The 18317-nt window shown below is 62.0% G+C and carries 17 protein-coding genes; 8 read left to right on the top strand and 9 right to left on the bottom strand.

All coding sequences use genetic code 11. The features are described 5' to 3' along the window. Positions 1-4: 4 nt before the first annotated feature. Positions 5-1291, bottom strand: a complete 1287-nt coding sequence (gene fahA, locus LRO94_RS05970; protein ID WP_032886399.1) for a fumarylacetoacetase — start codon at positions 1289-1291, stop codon at positions 5-7. A 3-nt stretch (positions 1292-1294) separates the two neighbouring features. After that, positions 1295-2578 (bottom strand): homogentisate 1,2-dioxygenase, encoded by a 1284-nt coding sequence (hmgA, locus tag LRO94_RS05965; protein WP_179179493.1) that lies wholly within the window; start codon positions 2576-2578, stop codon positions 1295-1297. Between the two features lie 120 nt (positions 2579-2698). Here hmgA and LRO94_RS05960 point away from each other — a divergent pair, with 120 nt between their 5' ends. Then, entirely contained in the window at positions 2699-3478 is a 780-nt protein-coding gene (locus tag LRO94_RS05960; RefSeq protein ID WP_032886396.1) for an IclR family transcriptional regulator, read from the top strand. Position 3479: 1 nt separating this feature from the next. Here the strand turns inward: LRO94_RS05960 and dacB are convergent, their stop codons facing one another. The 7 genes from dacB to LRO94_RS05925 form a co-directional block, all read right to left on the bottom strand. Then, positions 3480-4925 (bottom strand): D-alanyl-D-alanine carboxypeptidase/D-alanyl-D-alanine endopeptidase, encoded by a 1446-nt coding sequence (dacB, locus tag LRO94_RS05955; RefSeq protein ID WP_179179494.1) that lies wholly within the window; start codon positions 4923-4925, stop codon positions 3480-3482. Positions 4926-5167: 242 nt separating this feature from the next. Further along, positions 5168-7585, bottom strand: a complete 2418-nt coding sequence (locus tag LRO94_RS05950; RefSeq protein WP_032886395.1) for a TonB-dependent siderophore receptor — start codon at positions 7583-7585, stop codon at positions 5168-5170. 108 nt (positions 7586-7693) lie between these two features. Then, complete coding sequence (locus tag LRO94_RS05945) at positions 7694-8629, bottom strand: glutathione S-transferase family protein (protein WP_032886394.1); 936 nt, start codon at positions 8627-8629, stop codon at positions 7694-7696. Between the two features lie 76 nt (positions 8630-8705). Further along, entirely contained in the window at positions 8706-8981 is a 276-nt protein-coding gene (locus LRO94_RS05940) for a GIY-YIG nuclease family protein (protein ID WP_032886393.1), read from the bottom strand. 36 nt (positions 8982-9017) lie between these two features. Continuing rightward, positions 9018-9488 (bottom strand): nuclear transport factor 2 family protein, encoded by a 471-nt coding sequence (locus LRO94_RS05935; RefSeq protein WP_032886392.1) that lies wholly within the window; start codon positions 9486-9488, stop codon positions 9018-9020. 96 nt (positions 9489-9584) lie between these two features. Beyond that, positions 9585-10220, bottom strand: a complete 636-nt coding sequence (locus tag LRO94_RS05930; protein ID WP_122680329.1) for a response regulator transcription factor — start codon at positions 10218-10220, stop codon at positions 9585-9587. 206 nt (positions 10221-10426) lie between these two features. After that, the gene (locus tag LRO94_RS05925; protein ID WP_050442825.1) at positions 10427-10783 is read right to left on the bottom strand and encodes a hypothetical protein; all 357 of its coding nucleotides are present in this window, start codon (positions 10781-10783) and stop codon (positions 10427-10429) included. A gap of 521 nt (positions 10784-11304) precedes the next feature. On the opposite strand from LRO94_RS05925, the gene LRO94_RS05920 reads away from it, so the two are divergent. From LRO94_RS05920 to LRO94_RS05890, 7 genes are all read left to right on the top strand, one after another. Further along, positions 11305-11928 carry a DUF1120 domain-containing protein gene (locus LRO94_RS05920; protein WP_179179495.1) on the top strand — a complete coding sequence of 208 codons (624 nt, stop codon included), beginning with the start codon at positions 11305-11307 and terminating at the stop codon, positions 11926-11928. A gap of 44 nt (positions 11929-11972) precedes the next feature. Next, positions 11973-12587 (top strand): DUF1120 domain-containing protein, encoded by a 615-nt coding sequence (locus LRO94_RS05915; protein ID WP_032886389.1) that lies wholly within the window; start codon positions 11973-11975, stop codon positions 12585-12587. 30 nt (positions 12588-12617) lie between these two features. Next, complete coding sequence (locus tag LRO94_RS05910; RefSeq protein WP_179179496.1) at positions 12618-13238, top strand: DUF1120 domain-containing protein; 621 nt, start codon at positions 12618-12620, stop codon at positions 13236-13238. A 69-nt stretch (positions 13239-13307) separates the two neighbouring features. Next, on the top strand, positions 13308-13931 hold the full coding sequence (locus LRO94_RS05905) for a DUF1120 domain-containing protein (protein ID WP_179179497.1): 624 nt from the start codon (positions 13308-13310) through the stop codon (positions 13929-13931). A 28-nt stretch (positions 13932-13959) separates the two neighbouring features. Continuing rightward, positions 13960-14655 (top strand): fimbria/pilus chaperone family protein, encoded by a 696-nt coding sequence (locus tag LRO94_RS05900; RefSeq protein ID WP_032886386.1) that lies wholly within the window; start codon positions 13960-13962, stop codon positions 14653-14655. Positions 14656-14738: 83 nt separating this feature from the next. Then, complete coding sequence (locus LRO94_RS05895; RefSeq protein ID WP_179179498.1) at positions 14739-17186, top strand: fimbria/pilus outer membrane usher protein; 2448 nt, start codon at positions 14739-14741, stop codon at positions 17184-17186. 3 nt (positions 17187-17189) lie between these two features. Continuing rightward, the gene (locus tag LRO94_RS05890) at positions 17190-18308 is read left to right on the top strand and encodes a DUF1120 domain-containing protein (protein ID WP_179179499.1); all 1119 of its coding nucleotides are present in this window, start codon (positions 17190-17192) and stop codon (positions 18306-18308) included. Positions 18309-18317 lie beyond the last annotated feature (9 nt).

Genomic DNA, 18317 nt, shown 5'->3' with positions numbered 1-18317 from the left:
CCTCTTAACGTGCGGCGACCACAGTGCCACGGCATTCGCCGAAGCCGATGGAGGCGAACCCTTCGCGGGTGCAACGGGCACGCAGGATGACTTCATCACCATCCTCCAGGAACCTGCGCACTTCGCCCGACGGCAATTCGATGACCTTCTTGCCGCCTTCGGTCATCTCCAGGAGGCTGCCGAACTGCCCGGCCTCAGGGCCGGACAAAGTGCCGGAACCGAACAGATCACCCGCCTGCAACTGACAGCCGTTGACGCTGTGGTGTGCCACCAACTGCGCGACGGTCCAGTACATATGCAGGCTGTTGCTCAGGGCCAGGCGATGGGCCGGCAATTTCTGTTCGCGCATGGCAGCGGTGGTCAGCAGCACTTCCAGTTCGATATCCAGCGCACCGGCGGCCTGATCACGTTTATCCAGCAAGTACGGCAGTGGTTGAGGGTCGCCCTCGGGACGAGCGGGTTGCGCCTTGCGGAACGGCTCCAGCGCTTCGGCCGTGACGACCCAGGGCGAAATCGTGGTGATGAAGCTTTTCGACAGGAACGGCCCCAGCGGCTGGTATTCCCAGGCCTGAATGTCCCGCGCGGACCAGTCGTTGAGCAGGCAGAAGCCGGCGATGTGCTCGGCGGCATCGCCGATGGCAATCGAGTCGCCCATGGCGTTGCCCTGGCCGATCCAGATGCCCAGCTCCAGCTCGTAGTCCAACCGTGCACAGGGGCCGAAGGTCGGCTCGGTCTGGCCAGCGGGCAGGGTCTGGCCCTTGGGACGGCGCACATCGGCGCCGGAAGCACGAATGGTCGAAGCGCGGCCGTGATAACCGATCGGCACGTACTTGTAGTTAGGCAGCAAAGGGTTGTCGGGGCGGAACAGCTTGCCGACGTTCTGCGCGTGCTCGATGCCTACATAAAAGTCGGTGTAGTCGTTGATCCGGGCCGGCACATGCATCTGGCAATCGGCGGCACGGTGCAGCACCTGCGCCTCACGCGCTTGCAGCGGGCTGCCTTCACCGAGCAACTCCAACAGGCGTTCCCGCAGGGCAACACGCGGGCCACGGCCCAGTTCGAAAAACGCGTTCAACTGCCCGCCCGCTGTCGCTTCAACCGCTCGGCGTGCCTCACCTTCAAATGCATCCAAAGCGGCCTGCAGGTCGAAAATATAGTCGCCAATCGCCACGCCACTGCGGGGGGCCGAACCGTTGATGCTGAACACGCCCAGTGGCAGGTTCTGCAGTGGAAAGTCGCGGTGACCGTTGGCGCAGGCCACCCAGCTGCGGGTAGAAGTGGGCTGAGTCATGGGTTATCTCCGGTTCGGGTTGAAGGTGTTGGGCAGCGAGGCCCAGCACGCGTCGTAAGCAGGTTGTAGTTGCGGGCAGTCCAGGGCGAACTGAGTGGGACGCAGCACTTGGCTGGTCTCGAACATGAAGGCCATGGTGTTATCGATCTTGTGCGGCGCCAACTCGACGTTGATGGCCTTGGTGCAGGTCTCGCCGTCCGGACCGTGAGCGCTCATGCAACTGTGCAGTGACGCGCCGCCCGGCAGGAAGCCTTCGGCCTTGGCGTCGTAGGCGCCCTGGATCAGGCCCATGTATTCGTTCATCAGGTTGCGGTGGAACCACGGCGGGCGGAAGGTGTTTTCGGCCACCATCCAGCGTGGCGGGAAGATCACGAAGTCGAGGTTGGCCAGGCCGTGCACGCTGGTAGGCGAGGTCAACACGGTAAAGATCGACGGGTCCGGGTGATCGAAACTCACGGTGCCGATGGTATTAAAGCGGCGCAGGTCGTATTTGTACGGCACGTTGTTACCGTGCCAGGCGACCACGTTCAGCGGTGAATGGTCGAGTTCACAGGCCCACAGTTCACCGAGGAATTTCTGAACCAGGGTTGTAGGCTGCTTCAGGTCTTCGTAGTGGGCAACGGGAGTGAGGAAGTCGCGTGGGTTGGCCAGACCGTTGCTGCCAATTGGGCCAAGGTCCGGCAGACGCAGCGGCGCGCCGTGGTTTTCCGCCACATAACCGCGTGCGTGCGCATCCAGCAGTTCGACGCGGAATTTAAGACCGCGCGGCAACACCACGATTTCCAGCGGCTCAACATCCAGCACACCGAGTTCGGTGGCGACACGCAAGCGGCCCTGCTCGGGGACGATCAACAGTTCGCCATCAGCATTGAAGAACACGCGTTCCATCGATCGATTGGCACGGTAGGTGTAGATGCTGATGCCTGAAGGCTTTTCTGACCCGGAGTTAGCCACCATCCCAACAAGGCCGTCGATGAAGTCCGTCGACTCACTCGGAATATCCAGCGGGTTCCAGCGCAGACGATTGGGCGTCACCGCGCCCAATGGGCCACCGGCCAACTGCCGTTCCAATTTGACGAACGCCGGGTGATTGGCCGACGGCTGGATGCGGTACAGCCAAGTGCGGCGTGCTTCGCTGCGCGCCATGGTGAAGGCAGTGCCGGAGAACAGTTCGGTATACAGCCCGTAGGGCGCTTTTTGCGGGGCGTTCTGGCCGACCGGCAATGCGCCGGGCAGGGCTTCGCTGGCGAATTCATTGCCGAAGCCCGAAAGGTATTCGAGGTTCATGGAGCATCCTCTGTACGGAAGTTGTTTTTATCGTAATCGAGTTACGCATAACGTAATTTGATCACTATCGACCGTCAAGCTATAAAGACGCCCATTCATCTCTCGGATCCTCGCCCTTCCATGGAAAAGCCTCGCGACACCGGTAAACAAAAAGTCCGCTCGGCCGAAGTGGGCACCGATATCCTCAAGGCCCTGGCCGAGTTGTCGCCCGCCACGTCGCTGTCGCGCCTGGCCGAACATGTGCAAATGCCGGCAAGCAAAGTTCACCGCTACCTGCAGGCGTTGATCGCGTCGGGTTTTGCCGAACAGAACACCGCCACTAACCACTATGGCCTGGGCCGCGAAGCGCTGCGGGTGGGCTTGGCGGCGCTGGGCAGCATGGACGTGCTGAAAGTCGGCGCGATGCCCCTGGCCGAGTTGCGCGATGACTTGAATGAAACCTGCTTTTTAGCGGTGTGGGGCAACCAGGGCGCGACCGTGGTGCACATCGAACCGGCGGTGCGTGCGGTTACGGTGGTGACGCAGTTGGGCTCGGTATTGCCGCTGCTCAGTTCGTCCACCGGACTGGTGTTCAGCGCGTTCCTGCCAACGCGGGAAACCGTGGAATTGCGCGAGCGTGAGATCCAGGCCGGTATCGCCCATGCCCTGGCGGACGACCAAACCTACGCAACCACCTGCGAGCAGATCCGCAGCCGTGGCCTGCACTTTGTGCATGGCCTGCTGATGCCGGGGGTGGACGCGCTGTCAGCGCCGGTGTTCAACGCGGTCGGGAACGTGGCGGCGGTGATGACCGTGGTCGGCCCCACCTCGCTGTTCCACGCCGACGAAGATGGCCCGGCGGCGCAGCGTCTGCTGGCGGCGACCCAGGCCGTGAGTTGGCGGATGGGCTATCAACCCTGAGCTAGTCGTGCCATTGGGTCAGGGCCTGCACGACACGGTTCTCCAACGCGCGGATGGGCGCGGCGTCACTCACGTAGTTATTGCTGATCATCGAGAACACCAGGCGCCGCCCCTCGGCATCGGTGATATAGCCGCTCAACGATGACACGCCGGCCATGGAGCCGGTCTTGGCGTGCAGGTTGTTTTCAGCTGCGGTGCCGCGCAAGCGATAGCGCAGGCTGCCGCCGGTCATACGGTCGGCGTTGCCGGCAATCGGCAAGGCGTTGTACCAAGCCTCGAACCACGGTTGTTTCGCGGTCCCGATCAGCAGGTCCGTGAGGTTCTGCGACGACACCAGGTTACGCCGCGACAAGCCCGAGCCGTCCACCTGGACCAGCGTCGACGGGTGCATTCCCTGGCGTTTCATAAACGCCGCTACCGCTGCCACACCCGCCTGCGCTGTGCCCGCGTTGGCGGTCTTGCGCCCCATGGCTTTGAGCAACGCCTCGGACATGTTGTTGTTCGAGAGTTTGAGTAGTGGCGTGATCAGTGCCTGCAACGGTGCCGACTGATGCTCCGCCAGCACCCTGGCCGTCGCCGGGCTTGCACCGCCAATCACCCTGCGCCCCATCACCTGGATGCCCTGCTGCGCCAATGCCTGCTCGAACAGATTGGCCACCAGTTGCGTCGGCTCCCACACACTGACCCACTGCCGGCTTTGTTTGCCCGGCGCCAGCGCGCCAGTGAGTTGCAGCACGTTGGTGCCGTGCTGACGAGTGATGCCATAGCTGTTGCCGGGGCCGCTGACGGCGCGGTTACTGAGTTGTACGTAATCGGTGGGCGGGCTTATAGAAACAGTCACCGGCTGGCCGGAAATAACCGACGCCTTGGCCGTGACGATCAAGGTGCCCGCGTCAAAATCCGTATTGGGCGATACCGTCAGCGCGGAAATCTGCGCACCGTAGTAGGTGCTTTCGTCATCCTGGGCCCAATCAACGCCCAGGCGCTCGGCGTCGAACCAGGTGTCGTCGAACACCAAGTCACCCTGCACCTGGCGCACGCCCTGGCTCGCCAGTTGGGCGGCCAATGCCTGGTAGTCGGAAAACTGTGTGGTCGGGTCGCCAAGGCCACGCAGGTACAGGTTACCGGTCAGGCGCTCGCCTTGCTGCGAGCCGTCGCTCAACAGTTGCGTGGAGAACCGATACTGGGGCCCCAGCACATCCATTGCCGCCGCCGTGGTCAGCAATTTGAGGTTGGACGCAGGAACCAAGCGTGTGCGCGGGTTGTGCTGATAAAGGGTGCTGCCACTGCGGGCGTCGCGCACCATCAGGGAGACGGTGGCGCCGTTGAGGACAGGATCGGCCAGCAGGTGATCCAGTGTTGAAGGCGTGGACGGCGGCGAAACACTCGCACAGCCGCCCAGTAAAACGCTCAGACACAGCAGGTGTAGCCATCTTCCAAAGTGCATCAGTACTGTGTTCCGCAAAGCCATTAATGGCCGCAACGCTAACAGCTCCGTACCTTTGTGGCGAGCGGGCTTGCCCCGCGCTGGGTGGCAAAGCCGCCCTTACTGATGCCGCCGCGTTCTTTCAGGAACACCGCAGAGTCTGTTTTGGGACTGCTTCGCAGCCCAACGCGGGGCAAGCCCGCTCACCACAGGAAGCCTGCCCACCACAAGGAGCACACTTGCCATAGGGAGCCCGTCAGGTTTTAGAACTCCAGGGTACTGGACACCGACACCTGCCGCGCATCACCAATGGACACAAACAACCGGCTGGCCGCGGAGGTGTAGTAGGTGCGGTCGAACATGTTCTTCACGTTGAGCTGGAACTTGACCTTCTGCCCTTCGATCTTGGTGTCGTAGGTGGCAAACGCGTCGGCCACGGTGTAACCCGGCAGATCGAAATCGTTGGCGGCGTCGCCGGCGCGTTCGCCGACGTAGCGTGCACCCGTGCCCACGCGCAGTTGATCGCCACCAAAAATGCTGCCGAAGTCATAGGCGACCGACAGCGAGCCGGTGTGCTTGGCCACGTTTTGCAGGCGGTTGCCTTGCAGTGTCGGGTCTTTGTCCTTGATGTCTTCGGCGTCGGTGTAGGCGTAGCTGCCGATCACGCTCCACTTGTCGGTCAACTGGCCGCTGGCATCCAGTTCCAGACCACGGGACCGCACCTGGCCGGCGATGCTGTAGATGGTGTTCGCGAGGGATCCCACCGACACCAGTACGTTGCGCTTGTCGATATTGAACAGTGCCGCGCTGGCGGTGATACGTCCTGGAATATCGAGCTTGGCGCCCAACTCCCACGACTTGGATTCTTCTGGCGTGAGGTCACCGGTCAGCGTGCTGCCATCGGCCAGGGCGGCGATGGTGGAGTTGGGTTTAAACGACTCGGTGTAGCTGCCGTAGAACGACAACTCATCGGTGTAGCGATACACCAGCCCCGCACGCGGCACCCAGGCCTGGCCGTTGCCATTGGTGTTGGCCTTGAACGGCACGCCTTTGCCGGCGTATTGGTCGTACATCTGGTAGCGCGCGCCCGCGACAAAAATCCACTGGTCGGTGAGATGAATCGCGTCCTGGAAGAACAGCGAGTCGCTGCGCAACAGGTCGGTCTGGGCGCTGTCGGCGGCGCTGACCGTGGTGCCCGCGACTTCGTTGCCGTACACCGGGTTGTTGTAGTTGAACGTCGTGCGCGAGGCCTGGCGAATCAGGTCGGCGCGGTAGATCTTGCGGTACTCATCGTCCATGCCGAATACCAGATCATTCTGCAGGCCGAACACATTGACCTTGCCTTCCAGGCTGACGGTGGTGAAGCGGTCGGTGGTGATCGCGCCCTGGGTGCCGTCCATCTTGCGGGTCAGGGTTCCATCCGTGTTTACCGCGCTGACGCGCACTTGGCTGGCATCGTAGGTTTCGCGATTCCAGCTGTAGCCGAAGTGGGCTTTCCAGTCGTCGTTCAGGTCGTGGTCGGCTTCGAAGCGGTAAAGGTCGGAGCGGCCTTCCATGTTGTTGAACGGTTCATCCAGGCGCCGGGTGGATGGAATGTCCAGCGGATGATTGGACTTGTCGATGGCGGTGCCACGGTCGAACGGCGAGAGAAACTCGCGGTGTTCGTAGGCGAACAAGAGCTGGGTGCTGTCGCCGTACCAGGCCAGGGACGGCGCGACCAAGGTCTCGCGGTGGGTGCCGAAATTGCGCCAGTAGTCCTCGTCTTCATGATCGACGATCAGCCGATAGGCCAGGCCCGAGTCACCGATGGGGCCGGTGGTGTCGAGGCCGCCACCGCTGCCGTTTTTGCCGTTGCCAAAGGTCGAGCCGCGCACGGTCAGGGCAGTGGATTGAGTCAGTTCGGGCTTTTTGCTGACGATGTTCACCACGCCCCCCGGATCCTGGATGCCATACAGCAGCGACGACGGGCCCTTGAGCACTTCGACACGCTCCGCCGTGGCATTCAAGGCGCGGCCCTGCACCACCGGCATGCCGTCACGCATGATCGAGCCGTTACGGTTGTCGCCAAAGCCGCGCAGCATCACGGCGTCCTGGGTGCTGGCCAAGGTGTTGGCCTGGGTGATGCCGCTGATGTTGCCCAGGGCGTCATCCAGGTTGCGTGGGGTCTGGTCGCGCAGCACTTGGGCAGGCACCACGTTGACGGTTTGCGGGGTTTCCAGCAGCAGGGCACGGGAGCGCATCACCGAACTGGTGGGTGGCGGCTGGTAGCTGGTGCTGTCCTGGGTTTGGCCGACGCCACTGATGGTGGTAGCGCCAAGGTTGACTGCGCCATCGGTCGGCACCGGCTCAAGCGCCAGCGTGCGGGCGTCGATCTGGCGGAAGGTGAAGCCGGAGTTGCCCAGCAAGCGTTGCAGGGCCTGGGTCGCGCTCATCTGCCCGCTCACGGCCGGGGCGCTGAGGCCGTAGGGCGCTTCATCGGTGTAGATCACGCTGATTCCGGTGACCCGGCTGAAATCACTCAGAGCCTGGGGCAGCGGTTTGGCAGCCAGGGCAAACGTGAACTGAGCGCTTTGCTGCTCCTGCGCCTGAGCCACGCACAGGGGCAGCAAGGCCAACCCCGATACCGCCAATACCGAGGCTCCCAGCCACTGTTTAACCAAACCGCCCGCCGTCGACTTCATGCTGTGAGAACCCGTGTAGAAAACGCTGTTAATGCGAATAGATCGCAGTTTCAAGCACTACACGGATGGGCCACCGGTTTACCTCACGTTTATTTGCAAATATTTTTCTTACTGCGCCTGAATGCGAAAACCAAAGCGCGGGAAGTGCACGTGCACGGTGCCGCCACGCGGGTCGGTGCGGCGCAGGATCAGCTCTTCGCGCCCGGCAAAGAGCAATTCGCCGGCGACCGGGTCGACGCCGTAGTCGATGGCGCCGATGGTCACCTGCTGGCCGGCCTTGAAGCCATTCAAGTCCTCGAACACCTCGTCCGGCAGCGGCGCCGGTGTGGCGTCGCGCGCAATCTCCAACGCCTGCTCGGCAGTCATCTGGCTGGACGTGCCGTGACCAAAACCAAGCACACGCCCCAGCCACGCAGATACGGCCGGATACGCGTCCACCAACGGCGCGGTTACCGGCGTGGCCTTGAGGAACCACAACGGATGGGCCATAGCAAAGTCGGCAATCGACGGCTCGCCAAACAGGAAGTCCCCCGACTCACGCTGCAGTTGCTGCTCCAGCCGCGCCATGATCGCCGGCCATTGGTGCTTGGCCAGCTCAGTCGGCAGCTTGCTCGCGGTGCCGCCACTGAACAGCGCGGCGCGGTCGGCAAGAAACGCCTTGATCGCTTCCGGTGGCAGCTTGCCAAAACGCACCGCCACCGATTCTGGCTGGAACACCAGGCTCACCGCGTGGGCAAACACCACGCTGTCGGCCCAGGTGGCGAAGGTTTGGGTGATCATTTCCTGGCCCAGCGGGAACAGCGCCGGCGCGGCTTTTTCCTGCTCAAGGCGACGGGCAATTAAGGCGGTGTCGCAATAGATATCGGCGCCCACTTGCAGCACTGGGGTTTTGCGATAGCCGCCGGTGAGGGCCGTCAGGTCCGGCTTGGGCATCACCGGCGAGATATGCACCGAATGCCAGGACAAACCTTTGAAACCCAGCAGCAGCCGAGCTTTTTCCGCGAATGGAGAGGTTGGGTAGTGGTGCAGGATGAGTTCAGACATGCCGGGGTCCACTTGGAAAAATGAACCCGCAGCTTAGCGCGCAACGGGCTATGGCGGCGTGATGGGAACCCATCAGTCAGATCAATGAGCCCTGCGCCGCCAAACACTCCTTGGCACTCTTCTTCAGCTTCTTGATCAACCGCTCCTGGCGCAGCGCCTCGCCCTTGCTTGCGCATTGCTCGGTGTATACCAGCGCCACGGCCGGGCTGGACAGGAAGAACCGCGCGCCCTTGCCGCTCTGGTGCGTGGCGAAGCGGCGCAGCGGATCATTGCTGATGCCGCAATACAGCGAGCCATTGGCGGCGCGCACCAGGTAGACGAACCAGGGCTTGGGTGGAGGAAGATCAGTCACAGTTCATGTCGGCAAGCCAGAGGAGCGCCAATCTTATCAACGCCCGGCCTGAAATGCCTTGAGGCCTTTGCGTGCTTGGGCGCGGACGGCATTTTTCAAGGCCGGCGACCAGCCCAGCAACAGGCCCTTGATGCCCAACGCCTGGCGCGACCAGCGCCACAGGTCGAAGTGGTCGTGGTGCTCACAGATCTTGCCGTCGCGGAACACGAACCGCGCGCCGATATCGTTGACCACCGTGTTGCCGGTGGCACTGAATAGGTAAGTCGCCACCCAATGCGCACTGCCGGTGGTGTCATCGCTGCGTACATGGTCGAACGTCAGGGAGAAATCCTTGGCCCGCGTGGTCAGCATGCGCCACATGTCGCCCGCATCACGGCCGCGCAATTCGCCGAAGGCCGGGTCGCTGAACACAACGTCGTCGGTGTAGCAGGCGGCCATGGCCTCGGCGTCCAGGCGCTGGAAGGCGCTGTAAAACTCAGTAATCAAGGCGTTGTGGGCATCACTCATGGGCAGCTTCCAAACCTGGGGTTGTAGGCCGCTCAAGATAGTCTGCGCACCGGCAAAACTCTATCGGCATTTGCACAGGTGATGACGGCCCAAACCCTAGGGCACCATGCCGCAACTGCGGGCGTAGGCGAACAGGTCGACGTCGGTGGAAATGCACAGCCGGCTCATGGCCGTGCTTTTCTGTTTGCTGATCGTGGAAATACTGCGATTGACCCGCGCGGCGATCTGGCTGACGGTCATGCCGCTGGCGAGCATGCGCACCACTTCGCGTTCCTTGCTCGACAATTGCGGCTGTTGCGACTGATCCCCCGTGCCTGCCTCCTCCATCTGCGCGCGCAGGCATTCACTGGCGAAGGTCTGGCCTTTGATCACGGTGCTGATCGCAATCGGCAGCTCCCGGGCCGACGCGCTCTTGGCGACGATCGCCCGCGCGCCATGGGCGAACGACGCACGCAGCGTCGCGACATTGGCAAACATCGTGACCAGGATCACCGGCAAATCCGGATACTGGCGGCGCAACAGGCCCAGCAGTCCGTAACCGTCCGCCTGCTGACCGCCCGGCATGGCGAAGTCGGTCACCAGCACATCACAGGCGACGGTCTCCAATAACCGGAGCAATTCATCGGGCCCATCGGCCTCGCCAACCACTTTGCATTTACCGCCCGCCTCAATCACCACCCGTTGGCCGATACGCACAATGGGATGATCGTCGGCAACAATTACACGAAGCATAAATACCCACGAATGATGGCAAAATGAATTCGCGCAAAAATACCCCTGTCCAAGCGGCTCAACAACTACCTGACGCGACACGTTTCGGACCGCGCCCAGCAATTGATAGCCAATAACTTCATGCCTACAACATAAAAAGAAATTACCTACATCCAAAACCTAGTACACATCCGAACAGCATCTTGCGAACTTCCAGGCAGCACTATTCATAACCGACTCAGATAACGGATGTAGACATGCAAGTTGCGCTGAAACGCTTGCAAATGCGGGGTACTGGCCAAGACGCCTCGGGCTTTGACATGCGCGATCAGTTGCTCGCCACTCAATTCCAGGTCAGCGCCCCCCACGAACGCCAGACTCCCCACCAGACGGTGCAGGCGCTCTACCACCAATGGCGCATCGGCGCTGGCCCGGGCCTGGTCAAGCAAAGCGTCATCTTCCCGTGCTTCGTTGATCAGACTGACCAGCACGCGGTTCACCACCTCATCACTGCCGAAAATCTCGATCAGGCTGCTGCGTGTCGGCCAGGCGGTATGGCGCGCACCATCAGCGGGGCCTTCCATCAACGGTGGCGAGAGTAAAGGTGTCAACTTCAGGACAGGTACTGGATTAAAAAATACCCTTGTCACCAGACTCACCTCAATGCGCTTACATTAATTTTCAAGCCCATGGGTTCTCGGCACACATCGTGAGTGGGTGAAAGGCTTTAACAGCCAACCGAGAACAACGTGCGACACTTGCGTGACACTCACATGACCATTAATAAGCAGCGACAAATAACGGTTTACCTATGAACCTGGCGATACAACAACTACGAAAAACACTAACTTTCCTACAAATTTGATCATTAATTCCCACGCACTTAGGTAGGAATAACGCCGGCCAGGATTGTCGTAAAAGTTGTATTTCCCCGCCCCCACCCGGCAGCTAAATTGCCGTCACCCCGCAAAGAGGGAATGGACTTGCTGCCACCGGCGAGCCCAATCAAACACGACCAGCCGCCCTGATCACCGTCCTCCTTGAAAGATCGGACGATGCGGTGTGCGCGCCTTTATCAGCCAGCCCTGTAGTGGAATGTATTGAAATGAACAAATCCCTGACCCTGTTGAGCTCTGTCCTGCTGCTCGCCAATGCGCTGCCGACGTTTGCCGCCAGCAGCGTGGACATGACAGTAACGGGCGTAATCACGCCCAGCGCCTGTACGCCCAGCCTGCCGGGAGCTGTCGATTTCGGAAAGATCTCAGCCAAAGACCTGAATGCCGACGTCCAAACCCGGCTTCCTGACCAAACCATAAAACTGTCGGTCAGTTGCGAGGGTTCGACACTGTTTGCCATCACGCCCTTCGACAACCGCACCGGTTCCTCTACCCAAAACAGTGCTTTTGGCCTGGGCCTGATCAACGACACCGAGAAACTGGGCAGGTATTTCCTGACCATGCGCAACCCAGTGGCTGACGTAGCCTCAACCTTGCTGAGTACGCGCAGCGAAGGTCGCTGGGGAGAGCTGTATGAAGACGATGCGGTCGTGCCTAACGCCTTGATCGCACTGGGTAGCTTCGACGCTACCAACGGCTGGCTGCCGCACCCATTGCAAGACATGAGTGTGGAAGTGGTGCTCAACACCGCCATCGCGCCGGCCAAATCTCTAACACTCACCAACGAGGTGCAGTTGGATGGTTCGGCGACCTTTGAAGTGAAGTACCTGTAACGCCCACCCAACGTCCTTCCACCCCGCTCAATGGTGATTGCCCTATGAACCTATGTGCCACTCGCACTGCGCTGCTATTGCTGTTCACTCCCGTCGTGTTTGCCTCCAGCAATACCGACCTCAGCGTGAGCGGCACGATTACGCCCAGCGCCTGCGCGCCGCTGATTTCCGATGGAGGCATGGTCGACTTCGGAAAAATGTCGGCAAAGTCGCTCAATGCCGACCAGCACACCTCCCTGCCCAACCAAAGCATGCATGTAAGTGTGCGCTGTGAAGGCCCCACTTTTTTCACCCTCAACACCATCGATAACCGCGCCGGCACGTCGGCCAACCATGATCGGTGGCATGGCTTGGGGATGACGCCCAGTGACGAAAAAATCGGTGGGGCAAGCTTTCACCTTTACACCCCCGTTGCGGATGGCGTCGCGGTACGCATGATTAATTCAGAGGATGGCGGCGTCACCTGGAGACCCGCCAATGAGTTGAATCACCTGTGGCTGACCACGATTGCGAAAAGCGGTGAAGAGACGCCCATCGCCGCCCAGGAGTTTGACGCCGAGATCCGTCTGTATACCCACGTTGCCCCTTCGGAGCGCTTGACCCTGTTGGACGAAGTCCCCATCGACGGTCACGCCACCATCCAACTCAAGTACCTGTAATTACCCATTATCGAAAGGAATCAGTTCGCCATGAAAACCCTGCTCAGTACCGTCGCAGCCAGCGTGATGCTGGTGACCGGCGCGACCGCCTTCGCAGCCTCCACCGTCGACCTGGCGGTCAAGGGCCTGATCGTTCCCAGTGCCTGCACGCCCACCCTATCCGGCGGCGGCATCATCGATCACGGCAAAATCTCCGCCAAGGACCTGCGCCCGAACAACCCCACGCTCATCGGCACGCACACCCTCATTATCGAAGTGAATTGTGATGGTCCGACCACGTTTGCCCTGAACTCAATCGATAACCGGGCAGAATCGGCACTGATGAGCACGCTGTACGGCCTGGGCCTGATCAACGGCACGCAAAAACTGGGGTGGTTCACGCTGATTTTGGAGAACGCCATCGCCGACGGCGCCCCAGTGAAAACCATCGCCTCCGGTGATGGCGGCAAGACGTGGTACGAAGAAAGGTTCTGGGACCCTGGCCTCTACATGTCGGTAGCGGCCACAAGTGACACCTCGACGCCAGTACCCGCCACGGAATTGGTGGCTGACCTGCAGGTGAACACCTCGATCGCCCGCACCGACGGCCTGGACCTGACCAACGAGGTCACCCTGGATGGTTCGGCCACCCTGGAAGTGAAGTACCTGTAACGCCAGGGCGACCATGCTCAGGCATGGTCGCCTTTACGTACGGCCACCGTCCTCCAGCCAGTGATCCCCATGAACCTGCAGCCCAACCTTTTTGCCGTTCTGCTCACACTGACCTTCGCCGCACCGACAAGCGCAGCATCGATAGTCGACGTCACGGTGACCGGCAGGCTCACCCCGGACGCCTGCCACGTCGAGCTGTCGGAAGAAGGCAATGTCGACCACGGCAAGATTCCCACGCATACCCTCAACAGCGATGAATTCACCGTGCTGCCAAGCCAGCTACTGGAACTCTCCGTGCAATGCGCGCGGCCCATGCTGTTTGCGCTGGCGGGCATCGACAATCGCGCGGAATCAGCACTGACGCCGGGCGTTTTCGGCCTGGGTCGAAATATTCATGCCCCCGATGAGCGCATGGGCAGTGTGGCGCTTTCCTATCGCAACGCGGTGGGCGATGGGCAGCCCATGCAGGTGCTGGTGTCCACCGATGGTGGTGAAACCTGGGCCCCGCGGCCCGACGCCGAGCCAAAGGCCTATGCCGGTTTCGCGCTACCGGGTGACCGTCAGCCGGATTTCATCCGCCAACTGGACGCCCAATTGCACGTAGAAACGTCCATCAACTTTTCAAACTACCTGACCCTGGATCAAGAGGTGCCCTTGGACGGGTCGATCGTCTTGGATCTGCGCTACTTCTGATTCTTCTTTTGCCCAATGGAACCCCGTCATGACGACGTTACTTTTGAACATCGCGGCCCTGACACTTCTGTTCAGCCTGAATGCCAGGGCCGACGGAATGGTCCCCGACACCTCCGTGGTGATCGTGCATGAAAGCGAGGGCGAGGCCAGCGTTTCGGTGACTAACACCGACAGCCAACTGGCGCTGCTGCACGTCACCCTGGAAAACATTCCGGAAGACACAGAGCCGTTGTTGGTGGTCACTCCCCCGCTGGCGCGCGTGGACCCCGGTAAATCGCAACTGGTGCGTTTCATTTTGCAGGCGCAGCAGCCGCTGATGACGCAGCGGCTCAAACGGGTGATTTTCGAAGGCATGCCCACCGGCCGAGCCGCCACCAAAGCAGGGCATGCCCGCGTCGGCGTGACCGTGCGTCAGAACCTGCCGGTGATCATTCATCCCGAAGGGCTGGCGCCCAATCGCACGCCCTGGACCGGTTTGACCTGGGCCCTTGAGAACAACCAATTGCAGGTCAGTAATGACACGCCGTACGTGGTGCGACTGGCCCAGGAACTGAGCCTGCTTCCGGGTAACGGCAAGGCGATGCTGCCGCGCACCTACGTGTTGCCGGGCGAGCGATTGCGTGTACCGGTAACCGGCACCGGCGCCCAAACTGTCCGGCTGCAACCGGCCACCCTCTATGGCTTCGCGGTGGCCGCCTACGAAGCCCCTATCACCGTGCTCTAACGAAAAAAACAGACGCTCGCGCCTGTAAATACGAAGTGACGGCGCAATGACCGTCACCGCGACGCACAGACGTCCAACACTTAATGCCTTTGGTGAAAAAAGTCGTGAATTATCGTGACGGCAAAGCCGTGCCCGCCGCACCCACCTACCTTGCCCTGCCGGCGTGGCTGTTAACCTGCGCCCTGCTCCCTGAAGTGACCTGGGCCGATGCCGATTCCGGTTTCGATTCCAAGACCCTGAGCCAGCGCGGCATTGATCCGCAACTGGCCAGCCTGCTGCTGGAAGCTCCGCGCTTTACCGCTGGCAAACACGCGGTGACGCTGCGGGTCAACGGCCAAAACCGTGGTCGTCTGCAAGCCCGTTTCGATCAACAGGGTGCCCTGTGTTTCGACCGCACGTTACTGGACGCCGCCAACCTGGTGATCCCGGACGACAGCGGCAAATGCCACGACTTTCTCGCCCAATTTCCCCAGAGCCTGATCGAACCCGACCCGGCCACCCTGACGGTGTCGCTGGTGGTGCCGACCGAGGCCCTGCGACCGCTGAAACAGGATGTCTCGGGGTATCAAGCCGGCGGCGTCGCGGCCTTGCTCAACTATGACCTGAGCGGTTTCTACAATCAGTTGGGCGATGACACCAACCGCTTCGGCTCGGCCAATACCGAAGTTGGCTTCAACGCCGGCGACTGGATCGTGCGCAGCCGCCAGGTGCAGACCTGGCAGGACGGCCTGTCGCGCAGTACCCACCTGGAAGCCTACGCCCAGCGCACCTTCGCCCAGCATCAGGCGGTGCTGCAAGCCGGGCAGATCAGCCTCTACAACCCGGTGCTGTCCGGGGCGCAGATCAATGGCGTGCAGGTGTTCACCGAGCAGGCACTGCTGGACCAGGAGCAAGGTGCGACCATCGAGGGCATCGCCAACAGCCCGGCGCAGGTCGAAGTGCGGCAGAACGGCGCGTTAATCCACTCAACGGTAGTCCCCGCCGGCCCGTTCGCCTTGCGCGATGTGCGGCGCTTGAACACCCGCTCGGACGTCGAAGTGACTGTTCGGGAAAGCACCGGCGAGGAGCGCCGTTTTACCGTGCCGGCAGCGATGCTTGGCCTGGGCCTGCCGGCAGCCGGTTATTCGGTGGGCGCAGGTCGCGTACGCAATATAGGTGACGCCAAAGGCGATGACCCCTGGGTTGTCAGCGCCGGCTGGAACGGCGCCGTGCACCCGCAAGTCTCGGTGGGCGGCGGCCTGCTCGCGGCCAGCGAATATCGCGGCGTGGGCGCAAGCCTGGCCTGGCTGCCAGGGCTCGACAGCCAAGTGCAACTGGCCAGCCAGTTCTCCGATGCGCAGTCCCACGACAAGGCCCAAGGCATGCAGACCGACCTCGCATGGTCCCAGCGCCTGGGTGAGCAATGGTCATTCAGCGCGGCCAACTCCTGGCGCACGCCGGGCTATCGCGATCTGGAAGAAACCACTTACGACACCCAACCCGACCACCATCGCCGCTCACGTTACCGCGACCAGCAAAGCGTCACTCTCGGCTGGTCGCACCCATCGCTAGGGGCGTTCAGCGCCGGGGTGTCGCGTTCCAGCAATTTTGACGACGAGACCAGCAGCCGTGCCCTGGCCTCGTGGGGCACCAGTGTCGGCGGCGTATCGCTGTCCGCCAGCGCCGAATGGCAGATGGGCGGTCGCCAACAGCAGGACAACGCGGTGTACCTGAACCTCAGCCTGCCCCTCGGCGAGCGTCGCCGGGGCCGCGCGTGGGTGCGCAATTCGGGAGGCGAGCATCGCTCGGGAGTCGGGCTCAACGAGCAGATCGACGATCAACTCAGCTACCGCGTCAGCGCCGAATACGACACCCGCGACCGCCAGGTCGAGACCACCGTCGGCGTGTCCACCCTGCCCCGCTACAGCCAGTTGGACCTGAGCTACAGCCGCAGCGACAGTGAACGTTCAAGCTACCAAGGCGGCGCTCGCGGCGCCGTGGTGGCCCACCGCAGCGGTCTGACCTTCTCGCCGTATCCCGTGCGCGACACGTTCGCACTGGTGTCAGTGGGCGACATGAGCGGCATCAAACTCAGCACCCCCAGCGGCCCGGTCTGGACCGACTGGCAGGGGCAAGCGGTGGTGTCCCAGGTCAACGCCTATGGCCGCAGTCCGGTCGAAGTGCAGACCCGTTCGCTACCGCGCAATGCCGACATCAACAACGGCCTGGCGATGATTTCGGCCGGGCGCGGTGCGGTGGATCGCGTCGAGTTCGGCGTGGCGCTCACCCGTCGGTTGCTGCTTACCGCACGCACTGATCAGGGCCAACCGCTGCCGCGCGGCGCGGTGGTAAGCACGGCCGAGGGCGAGTTCATCACCCTGATCCAGGATGGAAGCCAGGTGTTCCTGCCCAACGTGCTGGAGCACACCACGCTGTGGGTCAGCAACGCCGACATCGGGCGCTGTGAACTGCGCTTCGACCTGCCGACCAAGCCCGACCCCACGGTGTATTTCGAAACCGCCGACGCCCGCTGCCATACCCCTGGAGAATGACCGATGCCCATCCTGAGAGTTGCCTGCCTGCTGCTGATAGTGTCCAACTGCGCCTTGGCCGCGGATGAATGCCAGTTAAACCTCAGCGAGGCGCGCCTGGATTTCGGCTCAATGAACCGCGCCGCGCAGCACGACAGCGCCCCCCAGCGCCTACTCGGCGAGCGCCGTCTGAGCCTGACGCTCAACTGCGCGCAACCCCGCGACATGAGCCTGTTCTATCGCGCTGTCGCCGCAAGTGCAGAGCGCCTGCAATTCACCGAGCACGGCAGCTACGCCATACAGGTCAGCGACGGAATGCTGGATGGCCAGGCGGTCAACCTAGGGTTGCTGCCCGCCAACGGTCAGCCGCCCGTGGCCACCGGCGCCGCACTCGGCTGGCGGCCGGGGCACGGGATCGCCCCGATGCTCAACGGCACACCGCTGACCGGCAAGCATTTCACGCTGCAACTGAGCGTGAGCGCCTGGGCCGATGCTGCCGCCACACGCGTGCGGGACGCAACCACTTGGGAAGTGACCGGCCGCGTCTCCCACCCGCAAAGCGAGCGAGAGCTGACCCTGCAAGCGCACTTCGCCCCTGTGGCGTGCGTGCCGCTATTGTCCAATGGCGGGCTGGTGAATTACGGCAGGCTGCTGGCCAAGGACTTGAGCGCCACCAGTGAAACGCCGCTGCCCACGCGGACCTTGCAGTTTTCCGTGAGCTGCGACGCCGCCACGCCCTTCGCCCTGAAGATGCATGACAACCGCAACGGTTCCGCCACCGGCGGCACCGATGAAACTGCCTACGGCCTGGACGTGGACTATAGCCACAACAAGATCGGGCGCTACTACGTGAACATCGACCCGGCCGAGTTCAGCGCTGATGCCCTCGGCCCGCTGTATCGCACCGACTCCACCAGTGGCGGGGCGGCGTGGAGCAGCTCCAGCCCGCGCCAAATCCCCATCGCCGCCAACAGCCTAATGGGCTTTACCGACCGCACCGCCAGCACGTTGGGGCCGGTGCCGATCCAGAACCTCTCCGGCACGCTGCGCATCAAGGCCTACCTGGCGCCGATGGAATCGCTGGACTTGCGCAACAGGGTGCACATCAACGGCGCCGGCACCCTCGAAATCATTTACCTGTAACCCAAGGGA

Origin of the sequence: Pseudomonas sivasensis (genome assembly GCF_021391435.1) — a bacterium.
In the GTDB taxonomy this organism is placed as follows: Bacteria; Pseudomonadota; Gammaproteobacteria; order Pseudomonadales; family Pseudomonadaceae; genus Aquipseudomonas; species Aquipseudomonas sivasensis.
The sequence above is the reverse complement of the archived record's forward strand: the minus strand, read 5'-3'. Positions and strand labels throughout refer to the sequence as shown.